Below are 22,211 nucleotides of genomic sequence, written 5' to 3'. Positions count from 1 at the left end.
TTTATGCGGAATTTGAAAGTTTATGCGTTTGTAAGGCTGCCTATTGAACGGCAGCCTTTCCTTTTCTTCCGCTTAACGTCAAAACGAGGATTCCGCCTAAGAGAAGCGCGATTCCTGTCCACGAAACTAGATCCAATCTTTCCCCGACGACGAGCACGCTTAAAATCGCGGCAGTGAGCGGTTCGGCTAGCGAGAGCGTAACCGCGGATGACGAGGGGATGTGACGTAACCCGGTGGAAAACAAGATATATGCCACACTTGTCGTCGCGATGCCGAGATAAATCATTGTCGAGATACCAGGAACAGTGAGCAACCCTTCCGTTTCGAAGATGAACAAAAATGGCATAAGCATGATTGCACTCACCGAGAAAATGACGGCAACGGTTGGAATAGCGTCCACTTTTTCTAACACTTCTTTATTAAATAAAGTATAAAAGGCAAATAAAAGTCCGGCAATTAATGAAAGTGAGACGCCGATCGGATTGACGACGAGCCCCTCTTTATTCGAAAATAATAATACACAGCCGACAATGGCAAGGGATGTGGCAGTTGCCCATATTTTTGTCGGGCGCTTCTTCAAGATTAACCATTCAATAATCCCTGAAAACATCGGTGCACTTCCAATCGTAACTACGGTTCCGATGGCGATGCCCGTCAACCGGATTGACGTGAAAAAGCAATATTGGAAGATTGCCATCGCCAATGCCGAAAGGAGCGTCGCTTTCCACGGCCAGTTCCGAAAGTCGATTTTTCGAAGAGCAAGCATGAGTATGAGCAAAGTGAAACCGCCGACCGCAAGCCTTGAGGCACCGACCGCCAACGGGTGAACCGTTTGCGGCATGAATGTTTGCGCGGTGCCCGTCGTTCCCCAAAGCACCGCTCCTAATAAGACAACTATGAATGCAATTCGTTGTGACAAAGAAATCCCCTCCCCCGATATTATGAATATATCATGATATCGAAGAAGGGTGTATGAATTCTCTCAATTATTCGGCTGTCGATCCGATTACATTTTTAAGCTTCGCCAAAAGTCCATTCCAACCCTCGGACATACGCGGTCGAACGACGTCGTGCGATTCACCGAACTCCGTCTGTTTACCTTCTTCCCAGCCAGCGTGGATGAACGTCAACTCGGTTTGGCCATCAATTTCCTTCAATTGAAAATGAACATGCCAATCCTTTCCCCAGTCGAACGACAAACTGTTCGGCGGTTGGACTTGCGTCACTTTACATGGAGATTTTCCCCAGGGACCCGCTTGCAAGGTGAACTCCTTCCCTTCGACCGGTTCCAGATCGTTCGGCATGAACCAAGCACCAATTCCTTCTGCTGTTGACACATACGGCCAAATCGTTTCAATAGGGGATTCAATAAGTATCGTTTTCCTAATTTCGTTCGCAGACATATGGTATCCTCCTGTACTGTTGTAACTGTTTCCTTCAGTTTATCATACAAGCCTCAATTCCTCTTGAAATTAATGGCTATTGAACGACCAATAGCTCTATGGTACACTAATAGGCAGGCTTTTTTGCCGCGTGGTTCGTAACCATCCCACGAAAAAAAACTAAGGAGAAATGAATATGAAAGTAAAAACGATGGCAACGAGCGGTATTATCGCTGCGTTGTATGTTGCTGTGACGTTTTTGATTGCCCCGTTCGGATTCACAAACATTCAGTTTCGCTTGTCAGAGATGTTCAATCATCTCGTCGTGTTCAATAAAAAATATATCGTCGGCGTCGTATTAGGCGTTTTTGTTGCCAATCTGCTTTTTTCAGAATTGGGACCGATCGATCTCGTATTCGGAGTTGGGCAATCCGTCCTCGCTCTATCAATTACAATCCTATCCGCGAAATTCATTAAAGGGATTTACCGACGGATGTTTTTCAATACAATTGTATTCACATTCACGATGTTCCTTATCGCTTGGGAGTTGAACATCGTTCTGGAACTGCCTTTCCTACTGACTTGGCTTTTCGTCGCTGTTGGCGAATTTGTCGTCATGGCAATCGGCATTCCTGTAATGGTTGCATTGGATAAACGACTTAATTTCAGCAAACTCATATAAGATTAAAAAACAGAGAGTGGCATTGAACGCCGCTCTCTGTTTTCTTTTACTCATACATAAGTGTTGCCGTATTGTGTTTTTAATAGCCAAGAGTGAAAAAAGTATTCCCCGACAGCGAGAATAGCTCCTGCCAGAAATGCTTCTCCCATAGCTTCCGAATAGCCAAGCAAATTCAAGCCACCCCATAGAACGATAAATGCTAACGCCAAGTCTCCAATCGTCGCGGTCATATTGCCCACTCTTGGGAAGATCATCAAATCTCCCAGGTAGGAAATTAACAGTAAAGCGACACCTAAAATAGTCGAGTGCCAAAAAGAAACACCATTAAAGACCGTTAACACAATCCATAGAACCGGAAAAATCAATATTGCTTTGATCAGAAGCGACCTTCCGTGGTTCACGTTTGTTTCCTCATTCATTGTTGTTGCCTCCATTCATATACTTCTTTTAACATTGCCCAAGTACAATCAAAATATGTAGGAGGAGCATCGTTGCATTATAATGAAATAAAGAAGGAGGTTTTTTTGATGTATATGACGATTGAAGAAACAGCAGAATATTTAGGTATGCCTGCCGAGCAAGTCAGAAAGTATGTATGGGAAGGACGCATCCGTGCCGTCCATGACGGCGAACAGTTTTTCATCAACCAAAATCAGTTCAGCAACTATTTCACCCAACTCGAAACGTTGAAAAGGCAAATTGAGGACTACTTAAATGAACCAATTCCTCCAGATCGGGATATCAAAGACGAGGATTAAATTCTCTTACAGAGGGTAAACTGAAATCAGGGATGTGCCATAGTCAGAAAGACACAATTTTTTCATTCAATCCAATCGAATTTTTCAATTCTAAAGTTTCTTTTTACTTCTAGCCAGCACCTTAAGTATGCATTCTGTACATGTTAATAAAAAAATCAAATGATTCATTTGTGTAAGTGTTTACATTTTCACTGCCTTTGCATTCCCGCTTCATGATTGGTATAGTGTGTAGTCGTTTCAAAAAACCATTATTCATAGGGGGAAACATGCGAAAAATATCAAACGTATTTTATATCACAATTGGTCTAATTATATTAGCCGTTGGATATGGAGTTGCTGCGGCGGAAAGTTTTGAAGCCGTTACAACATCCATCAAATCCTTCGTTTCATCTTCATTTGGATGGTATTACATGCTTCTGCTCTCATTTCTTCTTGTGCTTAGCATATTCTTCATTTTCAGCCCTTTCGGCAAAGTGCGTTTAGGGCAAGATGCGGACCGCCCGACGTTTTCAACAATCACTTGGATTGCCATGCTATTTTCTGCTGGGATGGGAATTGGATTAGTGTTTTACGGAGCCGCCGAACCACTCTCCCACTATGCCATTAATCCTGCAACTGCAGAGCCCAATACGGACGCTGCTTTTAAAGAGGCGATGCGACAGACATTTTTCCATTGGGGATTGCATGTATGGGCCATGTACGGGATTGTTGGGCTTGCTTTGGCATATTTCCAATTCCGCAAAGAGGAGCCAGGGTTAATTTCAGCAACATTGAAGCCGATTTTCGGTAAAAAGATGGAAGGGCCTTGGGGCGTTCTCGTCGATGTGCTTGCCGTATTTGCAACAGCTTTTGGCGTTGCCACTTCTCTCGGCTTCGGTGCTGTTCAAATTAACGCAGGGCTGAATTATCTATTCGGCTTTACGATCGGATTCACTTCACAACTGATCATCATTGCAGTCGTGACCGTTCTTTTTGTTATGTCGGCCTGGTCAGGACTTAGCAAAGGCATCAAATATTTATCGAACACAAACTTAATATTGGCGATCGCCCTATTAGGTTTTGTCCTCATCTTAGGACCGACTTTACTCATTTTCAATGTTTTCACTGATTCCATCGGGGGCTATCTCGCCAATCTTGTTTCGATGAGTTTCCGTACTGCACCTTTGAATGATATTCATCGTGGCTGGTTAGAAGATTGGACGATCTTCTATTGGGCATGGTGGATTTCATGGGCACCGTTCGTCAGCATGTTCATCGCACGGGTATCGAAAGGCAGAACAATCCGGGAATTCATGGTTGTTGTCATGTTGGCGCCAACCGTCCTTAGCGCCATCTGGTTTTCAGCTTTTGGAACGACCGCCATCAATATGCAACGTGAAGGGATTGTAGATTTAGCGAAGACGGACACTGAGTTGACGATTTTTGAAATGTTCCATGCGATGCCTTTGTCAATTATCATTTCAATTGTAGCTGTTTTGCTCATTGCATCCTTTTTCATTACGTCCGCAGACTCGGCGACATTTGTGTTAGGCATGCAGTCCACGTACGGATCATTGACCCCACCGAATAGTGTGAAAATCATTTGGGGTGTCATCCAATCGACCATTGCGATTATTTTATTGTCCGTAAATGGATTGACTGCACTGCAAAACACGATCATCATTGCCGCATTGCCTTTCTCTTTCATCATTTTGCTAATGATTATTTCATTACTCAAAGCGTTGAAGAGCGAACTGCCAAAGAGTGAACGGCCGAGAAGAAGGAAAGCGAAAGACAACGTTTGAACGACATAAAAAAGTGTAGATAAAGTCATTTTTCGACTTTGTCTACACTCTTTTTTAAGGAAAGCTATGATGCGCAAGAAACTCCTCAGCCTGATTGAAAACGCTTGTCAAGGAAGGCAACCTAAGAGCACCACGTCCTGTGGCGACGGTTGCATGACTCGCATCCTGCGAGCCCGCGCGACGTCGAGCGAAGACGCGAATAGAACTTAAGTTCATGAGCGGAAGAGCGAGACGAGCAACAACGGATGCGAGCGTTTACCAACAGGCTGAGTGGAGGACGGAATTAAAAATTCCCCCTCCACTTTTTCAATTCGGTACCATGACCGCTTTGTGTTGACGAATGATATGCAGCAGGTCGGCAACCATCGCACTTCCTGTCGGGTACATTCCCGCACCAGGGCCAACCAAAGTCAATGAACCAAGGTACTCGGTATCTAGAATGATTGCATTGTCGACACCGTCAATGCTGAACAGCGGATGATCGGCGCCAATCAAAACCGGACCTACAGTCGCTTGCAACTTCCCTTTTTCGTCTTTCCAAATATCCGCCACGTGACGATAACGGAGATCGCCTTTCGATGCATCAATAATATCGATCGACTTAAGATGATCGATTCCGACGACAGGGACGTCCTCCCAATCGGGCTGTTGACCGAAAGCGAGCGAGCTCAAAATCATCAGTTTACGGAAGGCGTCCGTGCCATCCACGTCATCTGCAGGATCCGCTTCAGCGAACCCGTTTTGCTGCGCATCAGAAAGTGCTTGTTTGAATGAAGATCCTTCATCGCGCATTTTCGTCAAAATGAAATTTGACGTCCCATTTAAAATGCCTTGGATCCGTTTGATACGATCACTTGCCAGCAAATTGGACACCGTCCGGATGACCGGGACGCCGCCAGCTGTCGTCGCTTCGAACCCAACTTGCACATCCCGGAACTCGGCATGTTTCATTAACGCAGGTCCGTGTTTTGCAAACATCTTTTTGTTCGCGGTAATGATGTGGCAACCCTTCTCGATCGCATCCGACAAATACGTATACGCAGGTTCTTCCCCGACAATCGCTTCGAGAACGATATCGATTTCGGGATTCCCCAATATTTCCTGAATGTCATCTGTAAATTTTGCGCCTGTAATCGGCATACGTTCTTTTGCCTTGTCTTTTACAAGGATGGATACGACATCAACGGTGAAACCAGTGCTTCTTTTAATCTCTTCCCGCTTTTCCTGCAGGATTCTGTAAACACCTTCACCGACCGTACCGAAACCGAGTATGGCCACTTTAATTGACGGCATGAAACCACCCTTTCCTTTCTAAAGCGGAGGGCGTTTAGCCAGTGCTCGTAACGCTTCGCTTTTACTCGCAAAAGCCGTTCTATGTGACGGCTTTCGCAGCTAGTTGTTATTCTGTTTAGCGGACTGCGACCGGCGCGGCTTTTTCGATTGCCTGCTGCAGGTCTGCAATGATATCTTCCGTAGACTCAAGTCCGACAGACAGACGGATCAATTCTTCCGGCGTCCCCGTCTTTTTCAAGTCTTCCGCAGACAATTGTTGATGTGTCGTTGATGCAGGATGGATGATCAGAGATTTAGCATCCCCCACATTCGCCACATGTGACCATAGCGTAATATTATCGATCACTTTGCGCCCCGCTTCACGTCCGCCTTTAATGCCGAAGACGATGATGGAGCCGAAGCCGTTTTTCAAATATTTCTTAGCATTTTCATACGTCGGATGATCTTCCAGTCCTGTGTAAGTAATCCATTCAACAGACGGATGAGCCTGTAGGAATTCAGCGACTTTCACGGCATTTTCGTTATGGCGTGTCACACGCAAATGAAGCGTCTCCAGCCCTTGTAGGAAGTTGAAAGCACTGTCCGGATCTAGGCAAGGTCCGAAGTCACGCAGCAATTGGACGCGGAGCTTCGTAGCGAATGCCGCTGCCGCAGTGTCAACGCCGTAGCGTAGGCCGTTGTACGTTTCGTCCGGCTCTGTAAAGCCTGGGAACTTGCCGCGCGTCCAGTCAAATTTCCCTGCGTCGACGACGACACCCCCAATTGTCGTTCCGTGGCCGCCAATCCATTTCGTTGCGGAATGAATGACGACGTCTGCTCCAAACTCGATTGGATTCGATCCGTATGGGGATGCGAATGTGTTATCGATGAGGAACGGAATTTCATTCTCATGAGCGATATTTGCGACTGCTTCGATATCGAGCACTTGTAAGCTCGGGTTCCCAATCGTTTCAGCGAAGATCGCTTTCGTTTTGTCCGTAATTGCCGCGCGGAAGTTTTCAGGGTCTTCTGCATCGACGAATTTCACATTGATGCCGTAGCGAGGAAGCGTGACGGCGAATAGATTATACGTACCACCGTATAGATTGCCGGCAGCGACGATTTCGTCCCCTGCTCCCGCAATGTTCAAAATGGAGAAAGCGATAGCGGCCATCCCGGAGGAAAGAGCGACTGCAGCTGTTCCACCTTCTAGTAGCGCAACCCTTTCTTCAAAGACAGCAACGGTAGGATTCGTGATTCGTGTGTAAATATTGCCTGCTTCTTGCAAGCCGAATAAGTTTTGGGCATGTTCAGTGTCGCGGAAAACGAATGCAGTAGTACGGTGGATCGGTACAGCACGAGAACCTGTAATAGGATCCGGCTTTTGGCCTCCGTGTAAGAGAAGAGTTTCTGGTTGAAGTTGTTTGTTTGTCATTTTTATTACCTCCAGTGGATTTTTTAAGATGAAAAGGCAATGCGGAGGCGTTGGGGGTTTTTGGAATAAAAAAATAACCCCTTTCGCTAAGAGAAGGGTTACGCTTTCGCTTATTCCTCCTCTTATCTTTCAGACCGTTTGCACGAATCTGTAGGAAGTAGCACCTTTGCAAGTTCGTCACTTGCCGGTTGCCGGGCATCGCAGGGCCTAGTCCCTCCGCCGCTCTTGATAAGAGTTTGGGTATTCAGTTTTTCATCTTGTTGAACAGTATAGGAGACTATTTTTTAAAAGTCAAGGGGTGAATTTATTTTTTTCTGAAACTTGCGTTTAGCGACAATGGTATGATAGATGTATATTCTTTTTGGAGGAGTACTTATGATTTTGTGGAGTATCGGGATTATTCTATTTGGCTATTTGATCGGTTGCCTGCATGGATCGACTGTAGCGCAGTGGCTTTCAGGTGTAAATTTGAAAGAATCCGGAGTGAAAAATGCAGGCGCTTCGAATGCGACAATGGTGTTAGGTAAACGGTATGGGGCGCTCGTTGCTTTGATAGATATCGGGAAAGGGATTGTCGCCGTCCTGGCTGTACGATTTGCTGCTGAGCGCTTCGGTCTTGCACCGGAACATGTGACAGCATTTCTCTTTTTAGTAGGTGCAGCTGTTGTTTTTGGACATAATTTTCCTTTTCATATGAAGTTCAATGGAGGGAAAGGAACGGCAAGTGTTATAGGAGTTCTTTTCGCCATTGATTGGCGCTTCGGCATTGCAGGTCTTCTATTGTTCGTCATTGTTGCTATTGTGACGGATATACTCGTCTTCGGCGTATTCATGCTCTATGGCACATTTCTTGCAGCTGCTATTTGGATGGTTGGATATTGGCCAATTCTCATTACCATTCTTCTTTTCATTATGGCAGTATGGAAACACCTCGAAAACGTCAAGCGCATTATGAACCGGACCGAGCCACGGATTCGTGCAGAGTTAAAAAAGAAAAAACAGGATAGATAATAGACTGAATAATAAAAAGCTGTCCCAGAAGCCAAATATATATTGCTACTGGGACAACTAACCGTCTTATTTATTTTCGTTAAACACTTTCTTCAATACAGCAACAATAAAATCAAAATCTTCATCAGTACATGATAATGGTGGACTCAACGCCAAAATATTGTTGTAGCCAGCTACAGTATCTCCATTCCGTCCAACAATGAGCCCGTTCGCTTTGCAATCTCCCATGATTTTCGCCATCCGAGCGTTTGTAGCGGGTTCTTTCGTCTTTTTATCCTCCACGAGTTCAATGCCTAGCAAAAAGCCTTTGCCCCGGATATCACCGACATACGGATGATTCTTCAACTCTTCAAGTTCTTTGAGGAGACGCTCTCCCAATTCCGCGGAGCGTTCGACAAGCTGTTCACGTTCGATAATTTCGATGTTCTTCAATGCCAACGCACAAGCTGCAGGGTTGCCGCCAAATGTATTCACATGACGGAAGTGGCTGTTCTCTTGCCCCGTGTCAAATTTGTCATAGATATCCTTCCGAATCGCTGTGACAGACAAAGGCAAATAGGCACTCGTCAAACCTTTTGCCATTGTAATGATGTCTGGTTTGCAATTGAAGTGCTGATGCCCGAACATTTTGCCCGTACGGCCGAATCCGCAAATGACTTCGTCAATTATGAGCAGCACACCATGACGTCTGCAGATTTCTTGCACCTTTTCTACGTACACCGGATGCGGAATGAGAATGCCGCCGCCTGTAATGAGCGGCTCCATGATGATTCCGGCTATCGTCTCTTTCTGCTCCCAAATAACTTTCTCCTCAAATTCTTGGGCCCGTTGAATATTATAATCTTCCACCGATTGCCCCGCAGGTCTCCGATAATTATCCGGAGGCGCAATATGAAGGAATCCAGGCGCTAATGGTTCGTATTTATATTTACGCAGCGCTTGCCCCGTTGCCGCAAGGGCCCCCATGGAACTGCCATGATATGCACGGTAGCGGGAAATGAATTTATAACGGGACGACTCCCCATTTTGCTGATGATATTGGCGCGCCAATTTGAACGCCACCTCATTCGCGTCAGAACCGGAGTTGGAATAAAAGATTTTATAATCGCCACCAAGCAGTTCATTGATCTTCTCCGCCAGTTCAATTGCAGGTCCATGGCTTTGCATCATCGGGACGTAAGCGAGTTTCTTCATCTGTTCGAAGGCCGCCTGCGCCATCTCTTCTCGTCCATAGCCTACGTTTACAGCCCATAAGCCGGCCATCCCATCTAAATAGCGATTGCCTTTATGATCCGTAATCCATGCACCTTCCCCTTTCTCAACGACCATCGGGGGGTTCTTTTCGTTATAGGCCGAAATATGATGCCAAATATTATCCCGATCCTTGTCCACTACTGACTTTGTTTGTTCATGTACTGTTGTCATCTTCATCATCTCTCCCTTCTTTTAATACGAATGACGTGCTGTCAACATTTTCTTGCGTGTATAGAATTCCACTCCATCGCGGCCGTTTGCATGAAGGTCTCCATAGAATGATTTTTTATAACCTGAAAATGGGAAAAAGGCCATTGGTGCCGGAACCCCTAAATTGACGCCGAGCATACCCGCGTCGATTTCTTCACGGAATTGACGGATTGCTTTTGCGCTATCCGTAAATAAACAAGCACCATTCGCAAATTCGGATTTGTTGGCGTACGCAATCGCCTCATCCAACGTATCGACACGAACGATGGATAGAACCGGAGCGAAGATTTCATCTTTCCAAATCTTCATTTCCTGTGTAACATTGTCGAAAATTGTCGGCCCGACAAAGTATCCGCCCTCCGAAGACGTCTCGTCCTTTCGACCGTCACGTATCAACTTAGCCCCTTCCTCTATGCCCGACTCAATATACGCGAGCGTCCGGTCTTTATGGGAATCACGGATGACCGGTCCTAGGAAGATCCCTTCTTCCAACCCATTTCCGATTGTCAGCTTGTCAGACTCTTCGACTAAACGATTGACGAGCTGATCTGCAATGTCGCCAACTGCAACGACAACCGAACAAGCCATGCAACGTTCACCCGCGGATCCGAATGCTGCATTGATGATATCTTTTACAGCCAAATCCATATTTGCATCCGGCATGACGATCGTGTGGTTTTTCGCACCCGCAAGCGCTTGAACACGTTTACCATTCGCGGCGCCAGTTTTGTATACATATTCAGCAACCGGTTGGGATCCAACAAACGAAATTGCAGGAATGTCAGGATGGCTCAAGATTCCGTTGACGATATCATGTGCCCCGTGGACGATATTGAAGACACCGTCGGGAAGTCCAGCTTCCTTCAATAGCTCTGCAAGACGGTTGGCCAGCAACGGCGTACGTTCCGATGGCTTCAAGATGAATGTGTTGCCAGTCGCAATCGCCATCGGGAACATCCAGCAAGGAACCATCATAGGGAAGTTGAACGGTGTAATTCCGCCGATGACGCCGATTGGATAACGGTATGCACCCGACTCGATATTTGTCGCGATGTCCGGAAGCTGATACCCCATCATCAAAGTCGGAGCCCCTGCCGCGAACTCGACACATTCAATGCCACGTTGCACCTCGCCATAGGCTTCGTTATAGTTTTTACCGTTTTCAATCGTAATCAATTTTGCCAGCTCATCCCAATGCTTCACGAGCAATTGTTGATAGTTGAATAAGATACGTGAACGTTGGGGCACCGGTGTCTTTTTCCATTTCGCAAATGCTTCCTTTGCCGCTGCTACCGCCACTTCCAAATCTTCTGTCGTGGAGATCGGCACTTCCGCTAGAATCTCTCCAGTTGCAGGATTCGGAACTTCTTCGTATTTATCTGTCCTTGATTTTACCCATTGTCCATTCACAAAATTTGAAAGCGTTTTCTTTTCTGTCGCCACTGTTTGCATATAATCTCCTCCTACTATAGTCTCGTTGCGATAACTATCGATTTTCTGATACACTACAATTTATACTTTACAAACAATTCTAATACTTAGCACTTTACACTTCGTAAAATGATTACCATTCTTTTTTTACGTTATGGAGGGATTCCCATTGGGAGAATTGCAAATAGCAGTTTCAGATATCCTGAAGCGACCATTATTCAAAGATGCTAAAGTAGTTGCAGGCGAAGAAGGAATCGGACGCCAAGTGAAATGGGCTCATGTTTTGGAAATACAAGAATTTGAATCGTTGATCAATGGTGGGGAATTGATTTTAACGACTGGCGTAGGCTTACAGCTAGATTTACCAACTCAACTGAAATATGTAAAACGGTTGATCGAAAAAAACGTAGCTTGTATTTGTATTGAGTTGGGGCCATATTTCATTGAAATCCCTCATGAAATTATCCAATTGGCGAATGAACACCGTTTTCCGATCATTGTTTTTGAAAAGACCGTAAAATTTGTAGATATTACGCAGGATTTACATACTGCGATCATTAATCGACACCATCAAATGCTTTCACAGCTTGACGCCTTATCAAGGAAATTTATCGACCTGTCCCTTGCTCCAAATGGAATTTTAAAAATCCTGCAAGAGCTTCATCTCTTTTTTAAACAAGGCATCATGTTTATAGGCAATCATGAAAAGTCCTACTACTATCCATCTGAAATGAAGGAAGTCGAGTCTGTGCTTCAACAGAATACTAACCTTTTTTCATCGCCCCAGAAGGAAGAGCATATCATCTCCATCCAGGAGAGATCTTTCGCTTGCATGCCGGTACGCGGATTAGGTCAGCTTCTAGGTTTTGCATGCATGGAAATTACTGCTCCACGAACAGATGATATGACTTTTTTGATTTTGGATCGTGCTGCTCTTGCTATTGCCCAAATTTTGTTGCGCAGCCGGACGATTGCTGAGCGAAAACAAAAAAGTGAAGGTGAGTTTGTACGTAACCTACTGAACGGGAGAGCTGTCGATCAAGACGAAATCCACGCTTATCTTCCGACACCAAGTAGCAATATGTATTACCGGATTTTCACCATACACATAGATGACCTAGCTTTGGATATAGCGGATGAAGATTGGGAGGAGATCCGGATCCAACGCTCCATGACGATACGCACATTGTTTAATCGGCATGGCTTTTTTCCCGCCGTTTCGAGTGTAAAAAATGAAATAGTTATCATCGCTTTCTTTCTATCAGCTTCTGAACATAAAAAAGAGACTGATCGTTACTTGCAAGTCCTCCATCTAATTGAACGATTTAATCATTCCGACTACTTATTGGGAAGCAAATGCCGGTTTGGCATCGGCACCGTCTATCAAGATATCAAAGATATAAAAAAAGGTTATGAGGAATCGAGAAAAGTGTTGACTTTGCATAAGTCAGGACTTGTCACAACCTATTTCTATGAACAATTGGGGATTTACCGATTGCTATCTGAATTGACTGCATCAAATCAGTTGCAGTCTTTTGTAGATGAACACATCTCTTCCGTCATTGCTTATGACAAAGAAAATGACAGTGAACTGTATGAGACATTGTGCGTCTACTTGGAATGTAGCGGCGCAAAAAAAGAAACTGCAGATCGCCTCTTCATTGTCCGTCAAACTCTGTATCATCGACTTGAAAAATTAGAAGTTCTTTTAGGGAACAATTTTATGGAGTCTCAAAAACGTTTGGCGATAGAAATAGCTATCCATGCCTATCAGTTTTTAAAGCATAGTCAGTCTACATAAACAAGCCTTCTCTTTAGGGAGGCTTATTTATTTAACGCTTCGTGAAATCCAATGATATATATGCTTACAGTTTGTCTAAGACCCCTCCTTCTCAATTCGTGTAAGATAAAATTTGAGAAGTCCGAAAAATCATTCATTAATTGTAATCGCTTACAAACAAAAGATGAACATTCTAATTCGATGAGGGGGATTAACAGATGTCAACAGAACAAGATCAGCAATTAAACCCGGATTTAAAAATACGTCATATTAGTATGATTTCGATTGCGGGTGTCATTGGGGCGGGCTTATTCGTCGGAAGTGGAGCTGTTATTAACGCAACAGGCCCCGGAGCCATTTTGTCCTATGCATTAGCAGGTTTTTTGGTCGTTTTAGTCATGCGGATGTTGGGGGAAATGGCTGCAGCCAAACCGACAAGCGGCTCGTTTTCCACATATGCAAGTGAAGCAATCGGTCCTTGGGCGGGTTATACAATCGGGTGGTTATACTGGTTTTTCTGGGTGGTCGTCATAGCGATCGAGGCGATTGCGGGTGCTGCTATCATTCAATATTGGATGCCCGGCATTCCAGTGTGGTTTATGAGTTTGGTGCTAACGATTTTATTAACAATGACAAATCTATTCTCCGTGAAATCGTTTGGCGAGTTCGAGTATTGGTTCTCATTTATTAAAGTGGTCAGTATTGCATTGTTCCTAATACTTGGGCTTTCCGTCATCCTTGGATGGTTTCCGAATGTCGAAACACCAGGTGCGGCCAATCTATTAGGAGAAGGCGGATTTATGCCATCCGGATTTGGAGCTGTCTTACTCGGAATTACAATCGTTATTTTCTCATTTATGGGGACTGAAATTGTCGCGATCGCAGCAGGTGAATCCGACCATCCGACAAAAGCGGTGCGCATTGCGACAAATAGTGTCGTCTGGCGTATTCTTGTGTTCTATATCGGATCAATTGCAATCGTCGTCACTTTACTGCCTTGGAATTCCGCCAACATCCTTGTCAGCCCCTTCGTCGCAGTGCTTGACTATGTCGGCATCCCGGCAGCAGCTCAGATCATGAATTTCGTCGTGCTCACTGCAGTATTATCTTGTCTGAATTCCGCACTTTACGCAAATTCACGGATGCTATTCGGAATGGCGAAAAAGGGCGACGCACCTAAAGCATTCATGAAACTAAGCAAAAAAGGCGTCCCTGTACGCGCCATCCTATTCAGTACTGTATTTTCCTATATAGCGGTCATTTTTAGCTATACATCTCCCGACAAGATTTTTCTATTTTTAATCAACTCTTCGGGCGCAGTCGCATTGCTTGTATATCTTGTAATCGCGTTTTCACAATTACGCATGCGTCGGAAATTGGAACGTGAACATCCAGAAGCCTTGGAAGTCAAAATGTGGCTATACCCGTACTTGACTTATTTCTCGATCATTTGCATTGTTGGCATTTATGTCGCCATGCTCATTATCGATTCACTACGAACACAAGCTTTACTCACGTTGTTGATCGCTGGGTTGACGATTGCTTCGTATTTCGTCTTTGCAAGGAAAAAAGAATCTGTACAGAATGTGAAGAAAGGAATCCTCCAAGCAACTTCCCGCACGTTGCGCTAATATTCAAAGGCAGAGCTGGACGAGACAAAAAGGCGATGTACAGGGACTCTCCCCTCTACATCGCCTTTTTCAATTCATCAAAAATCCAACCAAATTTTAATAGCCGTTCCTAGAATCAATACAGCTAATATGCCTTGCAATACTTTCGTATTCATTTTTTGCCCCGCTTTTGCCCCTAATGGAGCGGCAAGGATGCTCGCTACGATCATGACAGCTGCTGGCCAATATAGAACTTGGTCCGTCACGATCTTCCCTACAGTCGATCCGATTGATGATATGAACGTGATGGCAAGTGAAGTTGCAATCGTCATACGTGTCGGGATTTTTAAGACGACGAGCATGATTGGAACTAAGATGAAGGCTCCTGCAGCTCCGACAATGCCAGCTGCAATTCCTACGATGAAAGCTAACACAGCCGCAAGCCATTTATTGAAGCTCACCTGATCGGCAGGGACATCATCCAATCCTTTTTTCGGAATGAACATCATGATAGCCGCAATCGTTGCCAAAATCCCGTACACAAGGTTGATAGACCCTTCTGAAATCATATTGGAGCCATAGCCCCCGATAAAGCTACCAAGCAAAATCGCGCTGCCCATATAGATGATTAGCGTTTTATTGAGATATCCGCCTTTCCGATACGCCCACACACCGGAAATTGTCGCGAAGAACACTTGGATTGCACTGATTCCGGAAACTTCGTGTGCGGAAAAAGCGGCAATTCCGAGCAATGGCGGAATGTATAACAACATAGGATATTTAATGATCGATCCGCCGATTCCAACCATACCTGAAACGAAGGACCCCACAAATCCAATCAGGAAAATCGTTATAAGAAATGACATATCCATAAATTCACCCTCCTTTTAAATAAGGAAAGTGTATCTGATCAGATACCCCCAAAGTGTAGACAAAGTCGTTTTTTGACTTTGTCTACACTCAATTTTAGGGAAAATATAATAACCAGGCATATCCTCAGCCTGATTGAAAACGCTTGTCATCCTAGGCGCGAAGTGGAGCGAAGACGCGAATAGAACTAAAGTTCATGAGCGGACGAGCGACACGAGCAACAACGGATGCGAGCGTTTGTCAACAGGCTGAGGGGGCTGATCAGATACCCCCTCCCCTACAATCAGCCTTTCTTAATCCAGAACGTGAAGACACCTGCATCTTCTTTTTGGTCGACCATTTCGTGCCCGCTTGATTTTGCCCAAGCTGTCATATCAGCCATTGAGCCTTTGTCTGTCGCTTGGATTTCAAGGATTTCACCTGTCTCCATTTCTTTCATTGTCTTTCTTGCACGTACAACCGGCATTGGGCATGCCAATCCTTTTGCGTCCAATACTTTTGATACATTCATTTATAAATCGCTCCTTTTTATTGTTGTATGATTTACCGAACCGCACAGCGGTTTGGTCCGATTTCCATTTCACGTTGCGTTTCCTCGTCAGGCGTGATTTTCCCCATGTTCGTTTGTCGGATTTCTTGATATGCGTTCGGTTGAGGAGGTAAGTTTCCTGTCACCATTTGACGGAAATCCTGTTCATCCTCGATATTCAAACCGTGGTTTTCCGCAAAAAGCTTCCCTAACTTCTCAGACACGCTTCCGTCATCATTCAGCTCTTCGATGACCATGAAGTGGGCTGGAAGAACGAGTAGATCCTCCGCCAACTCACGGTAGCGGCTATACAAAGTTTCCCGTAAATCGCCGACCCAATCCTCTGCTAATCCTGCGAGGTCTGGACGTCCGATCGAATCGATGAATAAAATATCTCCTGACAATAAATAAGCATCGTCTACGATAAACGAAGTGGAACCGATTGTATGACCAGGTGAATAGAGCGCTTTAATATCGATTTTCGATGTTCCTACTTGTATGACTCGGCCATCTTCCAACGGTTCGTAATCAAATGTCACTTCTGTTGCATCTTTTGGCGGTAGCCAGTACGTTCCGTTCACAGCTTCGGCAATTTGACGTCCTCCGGAAATATGATCCGCATGCAAATGTGTATCGAGGACATTCGTAATGTTCACGTTCAATTGTTTAGCGAAATCCAGGAAGACATCTGTCATTCTTGTCGCATCTACAATGGCCGCTTCTCCGTTTGAAACGATCATGTAAGAGAGGCATCCTTTTCCGATTCTGACAAATTGATAAATCGCGCCGCCACCTTTCAAGTCACCGACTTTCACTGGCTCCAAATATTCGCTCCATGCCCTCATTCCACCTTGCAAGTAGTGAACGTCACGTCCTGCCTCAGCAAGCATTTCTGCGACGAAGATAGAAGAGCCTTCCTTCGCACAGACGACAACAACGTCTTGATCGGCCGGAATTTGATCAAGGATTTCCTCTACGCCATCGAGTAAATCGAAATAAGGGATATTCAAATATTGAATGTTTTCCCCTTCAATTTTCCAATCTGCAAACGCATCTTCATTCCGGACATCCAAAATAAAGAACGCCTCTTTAGAGATCACTTTTTTTGCGACTTCTCCAGCCGTCATCGGTGTAATTGCAACGTCCCCCTCAGTGCCCCTTGGGGTATTATTATTTGTAAAAAAATCTTCAGTCGGACCTTCCCATGCCAACATGCCGCCCGCCATGTTCACCGCTTTGTATCCGTAACTTTCCAAGAACTTCGTCGCCTGTACGCTGCGTCCTCCAGAACGGCAAACCATAGTGTACTCAACGTTTTTATCTAATTCATTCATACGGAACTCCAACAATCCAAGAGGGATATTGATGGCGCCAGGAATTTTTCCTTCAGCGACTTCATCCACCTCACGGACGTCTATAAGATTGAGCGTTTGTCCCGCGGATAGTTTTGCTTCAATTTCTTTTGCTGTCACTTCATTCATTGTGATTTCCTCCTTTTTTAGATAAATAAATTCACATTGCCCTCTTGTGCATCAGCTAAATAAGCGGCTACGCCCGCATAGTCAACGCCGTCCAGTAACTCTGCTTGATCAAGACCTAATAAATCCATCGTCATTGTACACGCGACAAGTTTAATGTCCTGTTCTTGTGCCATATCAATCAGCTGAGGAAGCGTCATCGCATTATGCTTTTTCATGACATGCTTAATCATTTTAGGGCCCATTCCAGCCATATTCATTTTTGAGATACCCATCTTATCAGCACCACGCGGCATCATTTTGCCGAACATCTTTTCAAGGAATCCTTTTTTCACAGGAACGTGCTCTTCTTTCCGGAGTGCATTCAACCCCCAAAACGTATGGAAGATTGTCACTTCATGGTCATAAGCCGCAGCTCCATTTGCAATGATGTACGCAGCCATCGCTTTATCGTAGTCGCCACTGAATAGAACAATGGTCGTCTTTTTCGTTTCAGACAAATTTAATCACCCTTTCATACATTACCTCTACCCCTAGGGGTATATTAAACCGTTAAAAGAAAAGAGTCAACTGTTTAGCGACTCTTTACAAGAAGATCTACCGCTTGCTTCACGATATCCTCTTGGGACATCGAATTGTTCTCGTCAATGTTCTGCATACATGCAATGATATTTGAGCTGACAATGACACCTATCGTACGGTCAATCGCTGAACGGGAAGCTGACAGTTGAGTCACGACCTCTTTGCAGTCTTTTCCTTCTTCAATCATTCGTAAAATCCCTTTGATCTGGCCTTCGATCCTTTTTAAACGATTAACGACTTTCTCATCGTAGTGCAATTACGTTCAGCTCCTTTCACGTTGATTACAATATCGATTGTATACCCCTCTAGGTATAATGTCAAGCGGTTGTTCTTCTTCGATTCAGCATTCTGCAAAGTTCGACAATTTATGGTATACTAGTTATAGACAACTTGATAGGGATCGGTTTCAACTAGTTGTTTTCCATCATGATTCGATTGCTTAGGACGTGCCTAAGCAATTTTTCTTTAGAAATCATGATGAGAATAAACAGTAGGAGTGATTCGTTTGGCATTTCCACGCAGAGAGAAACCTGTTTCAGATTTTGTCGCAGCTCGTCATATCGATGAGGAGATTTCATTCGTCCGCAATGATCATGAGGTGAACGGGACGATTCATAAAATTCTTGAAAACTCGGTCATCGTTAAAATTTCGGAGGACGACGCCGACCGTATCGGCGCCGCATCCAATCTCACCGTTGTTTCTCATAAGAACTACTCTGTAGATTAATTTATACGAAAAGGGCATCTCCATCAAGGAGTGCCCTTTTTTTATATTATGAAATACACCAACACAGACAAGCAGATCGATGTGATTGTCACCGCAATCAACGGACGCATCGCGCGTTCACGCAAGTCTTTCAAGCTGACGTTCAGGCCGAGTCCGACCATGGCGGCTGTCAAAAGCCACGTCGTTGTGGTGCTGATTCCTGTCATTACGCTGTCAGATACCGGAATCGAGTGTCCTAGCACATAGCTTCCGAATAAGCTCATAGCAATGAACCCGACGAGGAACCAAGGGAATTCGATTTTGTTCTGCCCCTCTTCTTCCCCCTTGCTTTTGCGTTTCATGAAATAAATAAAAATGAAGCATAACGGCACTAATAAAAATACCCTGCCGAGTTTCGCAAGCAGTGCAATTGCGAGCGCATCTTCTCCTGCAGGAGCCGCTGCTATTGCAACATGCGCCAATTCGTGGAGACTCATTCCCGACCAGATGCCATACTCAGTCGGAAGCAACGGCACAATCGGTCGCAATACTGTATAACCGATTGCAAACACGGTCCCGAGCATGGCGATGATGCCGACCCCGATTGCAGTATCTTCATCCTTCGCCTTAATGATCGGTGCAACCGCCGCGATAGCTGCAGCCCCGCAAACCCCCGTCCCTACCCCAAGCAGCATAGAGATGCTTTTATCCGCCTTCAGCCATTTCGCAAGAAGGACCATAAGTCCGATGGCAAATGCAATGACGAGTACATCGCGCGCCAGCAATCCGAGTCCGTCGCGGAAAACGACATCAATGTTTAATTTTAATCCGTATAAAATAATCGCTAGCCTCAGAAGCTTTTTCGAGGAGAATGTGATTCCGCTGCGAAGCGCTTCAGGATAACCGAATAATTGCCGATATGCGACAGCAATGATGATGGCACTTGCCAATTGTCCGACATGGTTGAATCCAGGTACTTTCGCTAATAAAAAACCTAATAATGCAATAAAAAATGTAAAAGCAATCCCTGCGATCCACATCCCGTTGTCCATGGTGCCCTTCTTTTCTTTCATATATAACACCTCCTGTACAAGCGTAATACGCCGCCTTTCATAAGTAAAATAAATTATAATAATAACTATGATAAGTAAATTGTTATAATTGGTGACAAGGAGTGATGGAGATGGACCAAAAACTTAAAGTGTTCGTTACGGTAGCGGAAAAAGAGAGCTTTTCACGCGCCGCTGAAGAGCTTCATATGACCCAGCCGGCAGTGAGCCAATATATCCGCCAATTCGAAGAGCAGATTGGGGCAAGACTGCTGGAGCGCACGAATAAATACGTCCGTCTGAACAAGGCAGGGGAAATCGTTTATCATCATGCGAAGGAAATTCTGGCTTTATATACGAAAATGCAAAGTCTTGTCGATGACCTGACGAATAAGGCGAGCGGTCCGCTGTCGATTGGTGCGAGTTATACATTTGGAGAATACGTGCTGCCACGCATTATCGCCAATTTGCAACAGACTTATCCCGATATCCAACCGACAGTTACAATCGGCAATACAGCGACTGTTGCCGATCTTGTCGCAAGCCATCAGCTCGATATCGGCATCGTGGAAGGAAAATTCAATGCGGCGAGACTCATCGTTGAGGATTTTGCAGAAGACGCCATGGTAATTGTCAGTGCAGTCGACCATCCACTTGCAAGTAGGAACGATCCGCTTGAAATGTCAGATTTGGAGAAAGACACTTGGATTGTCCGTGAGCATGGCTCCGGCACACGGGAAGCGATGGATAATTTATTCGAGCAACATGAGATCTCACCAATGAAGCTCATGAATTTCAGCAGTACACAACCAATTAAAGAATCGGTTGAGGCGGGGCTTGGAATAAGCCTGCTCTCTCATTGGTCGATTAAAAAAGAATTGAAAAACGGGGATTTACGAGTGCTCGATGTGAAAGGACTCCCCTACCGCCGCCAATTTTCCATAGTGACAAACACACCGTTCCAAACGAAGGCACTCGAAGTTTTCATTGACATACTGCGGACAAAAAAACTGTTGACGACGCTCAAATAGAAGGAATTCCGTGACCATTTATCGAAATGATAATGGGAGCGGAGTTATCATGTATTCCGCAACCCGAAATAGTCTGATAAGATAAATGAAATAACGCTTTTCATCAACTGGAGGTATTTGGAATGAAAGAAAAACTGATCGAACGTCTGACACGCTATGCGAAAATCGATACACAATCGGATGCAAATAGTACATCCACACCATCCACACCGGGCCAATGGGATCTACTGCATGTACTTGAAAAAGAACTTGCTGAAATCGGTATGGAAGAAATCACTCTAGATGAGAACGGCTACCTATTCGCCACTCTCCCTGCCAATACGGATAAAGAGATCCCGACAATCGGTTTTTTGGCGCACGTCGACACTGCGACAGACTATACAGGCAAAAACGTCAATCCACAGCGAGTGGACAATTATGACGGCAACGACATTCAGTTGAATGCGACTACGACAATGTCCGTCTCCACATTCCCCGAGCTGAAAAACTATGTTGGTCATACGCTCATCACGACGGACGGCACAACATTGCTAGGAGCGGACAATAAAGCTGGTATCGCTGAAATCGTGACAGCGATGGAGTATTTGATTCAGCATCCTGAAATTAAACACGGAAAACTGCGTGTCGCTTTCACGCCTGACGAAGAAATCGGGCGCGGTCCTCATAAATTCGATGTGGAAGCATTCGGCGCTAAATACGCCTATACGATGGATGGCGGACCTCTTGGCGAACTTCAATATGAAAGCTTCAATGCGGCAGGAGCGAAAGTGACGTTTCACGGCACGAATGTGCATCCTGGATCCGCAAAGGACAAAATGGTGAACTCGATTTTGATTGCGAACCAATTCCAAGCGGCAATGCCTGCGGACGAAATCCCGCAAGTGACGGATGGATATGAAGGGTTCGTTCACTTAATGGAAGTGAAAGGTTCTGTCGAGAAGACCGAGTTGCATTATATTATCCGCTACTTTGACCGTGAGACGTTTGAAGCAAGAAAGCAATTGTTCGTCGATACAGCGGCGCAATTAAAAAAAGAGCATGGCGATCATGCCGTGGAGCTTGATCTCCACGACCAATATTTCAATATGGGCGAGCAAATTGAGCCGGTCATGGAAATCGTCGATATTATTTCGGATGCATTCAAAGCGCTCGACATCAAGCCGAATATCGTGCCGGTGCGTGGGGGTACGGACGGATCGCAGCTTTCCTATATGGGCATGCCAACGCCAAACATCTTCACGGGCGGAGAGAATTACCATGGCAAATATGAATATATTTCCGTCGACAATATGGAAAAGGCTACGAATGTCATTATCGAGGCTGTGAAGCTTTTCGAGCAGCGCGCATAAGGAGGGGC

22 protein-coding genes, 1 pseudogene and 2 riboswitches are annotated in these 22,211 nt (G+C 45.0%); of the genes and pseudogenes, 9 read left to right on the top strand and 14 right to left on the bottom strand.

Features of this window, described 5'->3' with window-relative positions:
- Positions 1-40: 40 nt before the first annotated feature.
- Together NIT04_RS00740 and NIT04_RS00735 are read right to left on the bottom strand one after the other, a co-directional pair.
- Positions 41-919, bottom strand: a complete 879-nt coding sequence (locus tag NIT04_RS00740) for a DMT family transporter (protein WP_252501699.1) — start codon at positions 917-919, stop codon at positions 41-43.
- A gap of 67 nt (positions 920-986) precedes the next feature.
- Entirely contained in the window at positions 987-1,403 is a 417-nt protein-coding gene (locus NIT04_RS00735) for an SRPBCC domain-containing protein (RefSeq protein WP_252501698.1), read from the bottom strand.
- Between the two features lie 124 nt (positions 1,404-1,527).
- Positions 1,528-1,572: riboswitch (PreQ1 riboswitch) on the top strand.
- A gap of 6 nt (positions 1,573-1,578) precedes the next feature.
- On the opposite strand from NIT04_RS00735, the gene NIT04_RS00730 reads away from it, so the two are divergent.
- Positions 1,579-2,064 (top strand): QueT transporter family protein, encoded by a 486-nt coding sequence (locus NIT04_RS00730; protein ID WP_252501697.1) that lies wholly within the window; start codon positions 1,579-1,581, stop codon positions 2,062-2,064.
- Positions 2,065-2,114: 50 nt separating this feature from the next.
- On the opposite strand, the gene NIT04_RS00725 is transcribed toward NIT04_RS00730, so the two are convergent.
- Positions 2,115-2,483, bottom strand: a complete 369-nt coding sequence (locus NIT04_RS00725; protein WP_252501696.1) for a DUF2512 family protein — start codon at positions 2,481-2,483, stop codon at positions 2,115-2,117.
- A 108-nt stretch (positions 2,484-2,591) separates the two neighbouring features.
- Between NIT04_RS00725 and NIT04_RS00720 the strand changes: the two genes are divergently transcribed.
- Positions 2,592-2,822 carry an excisionase family DNA-binding protein gene (locus NIT04_RS00720; protein WP_252501695.1) on the top strand — a complete coding sequence of 77 codons (231 nt, stop codon included), beginning with the start codon at positions 2,592-2,594 and terminating at the stop codon, positions 2,820-2,822.
- A 266-nt stretch (positions 2,823-3,088) separates the two neighbouring features.
- The gene (locus NIT04_RS00715) at positions 3,089-4,606 is read left to right on the top strand and encodes a BCCT family transporter (RefSeq protein WP_252501694.1); all 1,518 of its coding nucleotides are present in this window, start codon (positions 3,089-3,091) and stop codon (positions 4,604-4,606) included.
- Between the two features lie 306 nt (positions 4,607-4,912).
- On the opposite strand, the gene NIT04_RS00710 is transcribed toward NIT04_RS00715, so the two are convergent.
- Together NIT04_RS00710 and NIT04_RS00705 are read right to left on the bottom strand one after the other, a co-directional pair.
- Positions 4,913-5,899 carry a homoserine dehydrogenase gene (locus NIT04_RS00710; RefSeq protein WP_252501693.1) on the bottom strand — a complete coding sequence of 329 codons (987 nt, stop codon included), beginning with the start codon at positions 5,897-5,899 and terminating at the stop codon, positions 4,913-4,915.
- Positions 5,900-6,014: 115 nt separating this feature from the next.
- Positions 6,015-7,313, bottom strand: coding sequence for an O-acetylhomoserine aminocarboxypropyltransferase/cysteine synthase family protein (locus NIT04_RS00705; RefSeq protein ID WP_252501692.1), 1,299 nt, complete (start codon positions 7,311-7,313; stop codon positions 6,015-6,017).
- A gap of 119 nt (positions 7,314-7,432) precedes the next feature.
- Positions 7,433-7,548, bottom strand: a riboswitch (SAM riboswitch).
- Between the two features lie 140 nt (positions 7,549-7,688).
- On the opposite strand from NIT04_RS00705, the gene NIT04_RS00700 reads away from it, so the two are divergent.
- Positions 7,689-8,324, top strand: a complete 636-nt coding sequence (locus tag NIT04_RS00700) for a glycerol-3-phosphate acyltransferase (RefSeq protein WP_252501691.1) — start codon at positions 7,689-7,691, stop codon at positions 8,322-8,324.
- 66 nt (positions 8,325-8,390) lie between these two features.
- On the opposite strand, the gene NIT04_RS00695 is transcribed toward NIT04_RS00700, so the two are convergent.
- Together NIT04_RS00695 and NIT04_RS00690 are read right to left on the bottom strand one after the other, a co-directional pair.
- The gene (locus NIT04_RS00695; RefSeq protein ID WP_252503153.1) at positions 8,391-9,749 is read right to left on the bottom strand and encodes an aspartate aminotransferase family protein; all 1,359 of its coding nucleotides are present in this window, start codon (positions 9,747-9,749) and stop codon (positions 8,391-8,393) included.
- A gap of 21 nt (positions 9,750-9,770) precedes the next feature.
- Entirely contained in the window at positions 9,771-11,240 is a 1,470-nt protein-coding gene (locus NIT04_RS00690) for a CoA-acylating methylmalonate-semialdehyde dehydrogenase (RefSeq protein WP_252501690.1), read from the bottom strand.
- Positions 11,241-11,388: 148 nt separating this feature from the next.
- Between NIT04_RS00690 and NIT04_RS00685 the strand changes: the two genes are divergently transcribed.
- Both NIT04_RS00685 and gabP read left to right on the top strand, forming a co-directional pair.
- Positions 11,389-13,020, top strand: coding sequence for a PucR family transcriptional regulator (locus tag NIT04_RS00685; RefSeq protein ID WP_252501689.1), 1,632 nt, complete (start codon positions 11,389-11,391; stop codon positions 13,018-13,020).
- A gap of 197 nt (positions 13,021-13,217) precedes the next feature.
- Entirely contained in the window at positions 13,218-14,630 is a 1,413-nt protein-coding gene (gene gabP, locus NIT04_RS00680; protein WP_252501688.1) for a GABA permease, read from the top strand.
- Between the two features lie 77 nt (positions 14,631-14,707).
- Here gabP and NIT04_RS00675 read toward each other — a convergent pair whose 3' ends face one another.
- The 6 genes and pseudogenes from NIT04_RS00675 to NIT04_RS00650 form a co-directional block, all read right to left on the bottom strand.
- On the bottom strand, positions 14,708-15,481 hold the full coding sequence (locus NIT04_RS00675) for a sulfite exporter TauE/SafE family protein (RefSeq protein WP_252501687.1): 774 nt from the start codon (positions 15,479-15,481) through the stop codon (positions 14,708-14,710).
- Between the two features lie 281 nt (positions 15,482-15,762).
- Positions 15,763-15,990, bottom strand: a complete 228-nt coding sequence (locus tag NIT04_RS00670; protein ID WP_252501686.1) for a sulfurtransferase TusA family protein — start codon at positions 15,988-15,990, stop codon at positions 15,763-15,765.
- Positions 15,991-16,022: 32 nt separating this feature from the next.
- Positions 16,023-17,135 carry an MBL fold metallo-hydrolase gene (locus NIT04_RS00665; RefSeq protein WP_252503152.1) on the bottom strand — a complete coding sequence of 371 codons (1,113 nt, stop codon included), beginning with the start codon at positions 17,133-17,135 and terminating at the stop codon, positions 16,023-16,025.
- Positions 17,136-17,219: 84 nt separating this feature from the next.
- Positions 17,220-17,489: pseudogene (locus NIT04_RS00660) on the bottom strand (rhodanese-like domain-containing protein); the annotation flags it as partial.
- Between the two features lie 17 nt (positions 17,490-17,506).
- Complete coding sequence (locus NIT04_RS00655) at positions 17,507-17,986, bottom strand: DsrE/DsrF/DrsH-like family protein (protein ID WP_256470565.1); 480 nt, start codon at positions 17,984-17,986, stop codon at positions 17,507-17,509.
- A gap of 74 nt (positions 17,987-18,060) precedes the next feature.
- A complete protein-coding gene (locus NIT04_RS00650) occupies positions 18,061-18,324 on the bottom strand; it encodes a metal-sensitive transcriptional regulator (RefSeq protein WP_252501685.1) in 264 nt (87 codons plus the stop codon).
- Between the two features lie 240 nt (positions 18,325-18,564).
- Here NIT04_RS00650 and NIT04_RS00645 point away from each other — a divergent pair, with 240 nt between their 5' ends.
- A complete protein-coding gene (locus tag NIT04_RS00645; protein ID WP_252501684.1) occupies positions 18,565-18,795 on the top strand; it encodes a DUF2187 family protein in 231 nt (76 codons plus the stop codon).
- A 41-nt stretch (positions 18,796-18,836) separates the two neighbouring features.
- Here NIT04_RS00645 and NIT04_RS00640 read toward each other — a convergent pair whose 3' ends face one another.
- Positions 18,837-19,847: a YeiH family protein gene (locus NIT04_RS00640; RefSeq protein WP_252501683.1), complete on the bottom strand. Its 1,011-nt coding sequence runs from the start codon at positions 19,845-19,847 to the stop codon at positions 18,837-18,839.
- Between the two features lie 110 nt (positions 19,848-19,957).
- Between NIT04_RS00640 and NIT04_RS00635 the strand changes: the two genes are divergently transcribed.
- Positions 19,958-20,854 carry a LysR family transcriptional regulator gene (locus NIT04_RS00635; protein WP_252501682.1) on the top strand — a complete coding sequence of 299 codons (897 nt, stop codon included), beginning with the start codon at positions 19,958-19,960 and terminating at the stop codon, positions 20,852-20,854.
- A 122-nt stretch (positions 20,855-20,976) separates the two neighbouring features.
- The gene (pepT, locus tag NIT04_RS00630; RefSeq protein ID WP_252501681.1) at positions 20,977-22,203 is read left to right on the top strand and encodes a peptidase T; all 1,227 of its coding nucleotides are present in this window, start codon (positions 20,977-20,979) and stop codon (positions 22,201-22,203) included.
- The last annotated feature ends 8 nt before the right edge of the window (positions 22,204-22,211 follow it).

The sequence above is a fragment of the Sporosarcina sp. Marseille-Q4943 genome (assembly GCF_943736995.1).
In the GTDB taxonomy this organism is placed as follows: domain Bacteria; phylum Bacillota; class Bacilli; order Bacillales_A; family Planococcaceae; genus Sporosarcina.
This window is presented reverse-complemented; position numbering and strand designations above follow the sequence as displayed.

Excerpts from the sequence above, each read along its gene's own strand:
- NIT04_RS00735 (WP_252501698.1), bottom strand. The coding sequence starts at position 1,403 with ATGTCTGCGAACGAAATTAGGAAAACGATACTTATTGAATCCCCTATT.
- NIT04_RS00730 (WP_252501697.1), top strand. The coding sequence starts at position 1,579 with ATGAAAGTAAAAACGATGGCAACGAGCGGTATTATCGCTGCGTTGTAT.
- NIT04_RS00725 (WP_252501696.1), bottom strand. The coding sequence starts at position 2,483 with ATGAATGAGGAAACAAACGTGAACCACGGAAGGTCGCTTCTGATCAAA.
- NIT04_RS00720 (WP_252501695.1), top strand. The coding sequence starts at position 2,592 with ATGTATATGACGATTGAAGAAACAGCAGAATATTTAGGTATGCCTGCC.
- NIT04_RS00715 (WP_252501694.1), top strand. The coding sequence starts at position 3,089 with ATGCGAAAAATATCAAACGTATTTTATATCACAATTGGTCTAATTATA.
- NIT04_RS00710 (WP_252501693.1), bottom strand. The coding sequence starts at position 5,899 with ATGCCGTCAATTAAAGTGGCCATACTCGGTTTCGGTACGGTCGGTGAA.
- NIT04_RS00705 (WP_252501692.1), bottom strand. The coding sequence starts at position 7,313 with ATGACAAACAAACAACTTCAACCAGAAACTCTTCTCTTACACGGAGGC.
- NIT04_RS00700 (WP_252501691.1), top strand. The coding sequence starts at position 7,689 with ATGATTTTGTGGAGTATCGGGATTATTCTATTTGGCTATTTGATCGGT.
- NIT04_RS00695 (WP_252503153.1), bottom strand. The coding sequence starts at position 9,749 with ATGACAACAGTACATGAACAAACAAAGTCAGTAGTGGACAAGGATCGG.
- NIT04_RS00690 (WP_252501690.1), bottom strand. The coding sequence starts at position 11,240 with ATGCAAACAGTGGCGACAGAAAAGAAAACGCTTTCAAATTTTGTGAAT.
- gabP (WP_252501688.1), top strand. The coding sequence starts at position 13,218 with ATGTCAACAGAACAAGATCAGCAATTAAACCCGGATTTAAAAATACGT.
- NIT04_RS00675 (WP_252501687.1), bottom strand. The coding sequence starts at position 15,481 with ATGGATATGTCATTTCTTATAACGATTTTCCTGATTGGATTTGTGGGG.
- NIT04_RS00670 (WP_252501686.1), bottom strand. The coding sequence starts at position 15,990 with ATGAATGTATCAAAAGTATTGGACGCAAAAGGATTGGCATGCCCAATG.
- NIT04_RS00665 (WP_252503152.1), bottom strand. The coding sequence starts at position 17,135 with ATGACGGCTGGAGAAGTCGCAAAAAAAGTGATCTCTAAAGAGGCGTTC.
- NIT04_RS00640 (WP_252501683.1), bottom strand. The coding sequence starts at position 19,847 with ATGAAAGAAAAGAAGGGCACCATGGACAACGGGATGTGGATCGCAGGG.
- NIT04_RS00635 (WP_252501682.1), top strand. The coding sequence starts at position 19,958 with ATGGACCAAAAACTTAAAGTGTTCGTTACGGTAGCGGAAAAAGAGAGC.
- pepT (WP_252501681.1), top strand. The coding sequence starts at position 20,977 with ATGAAAGAAAAACTGATCGAACGTCTGACACGCTATGCGAAAATCGAT.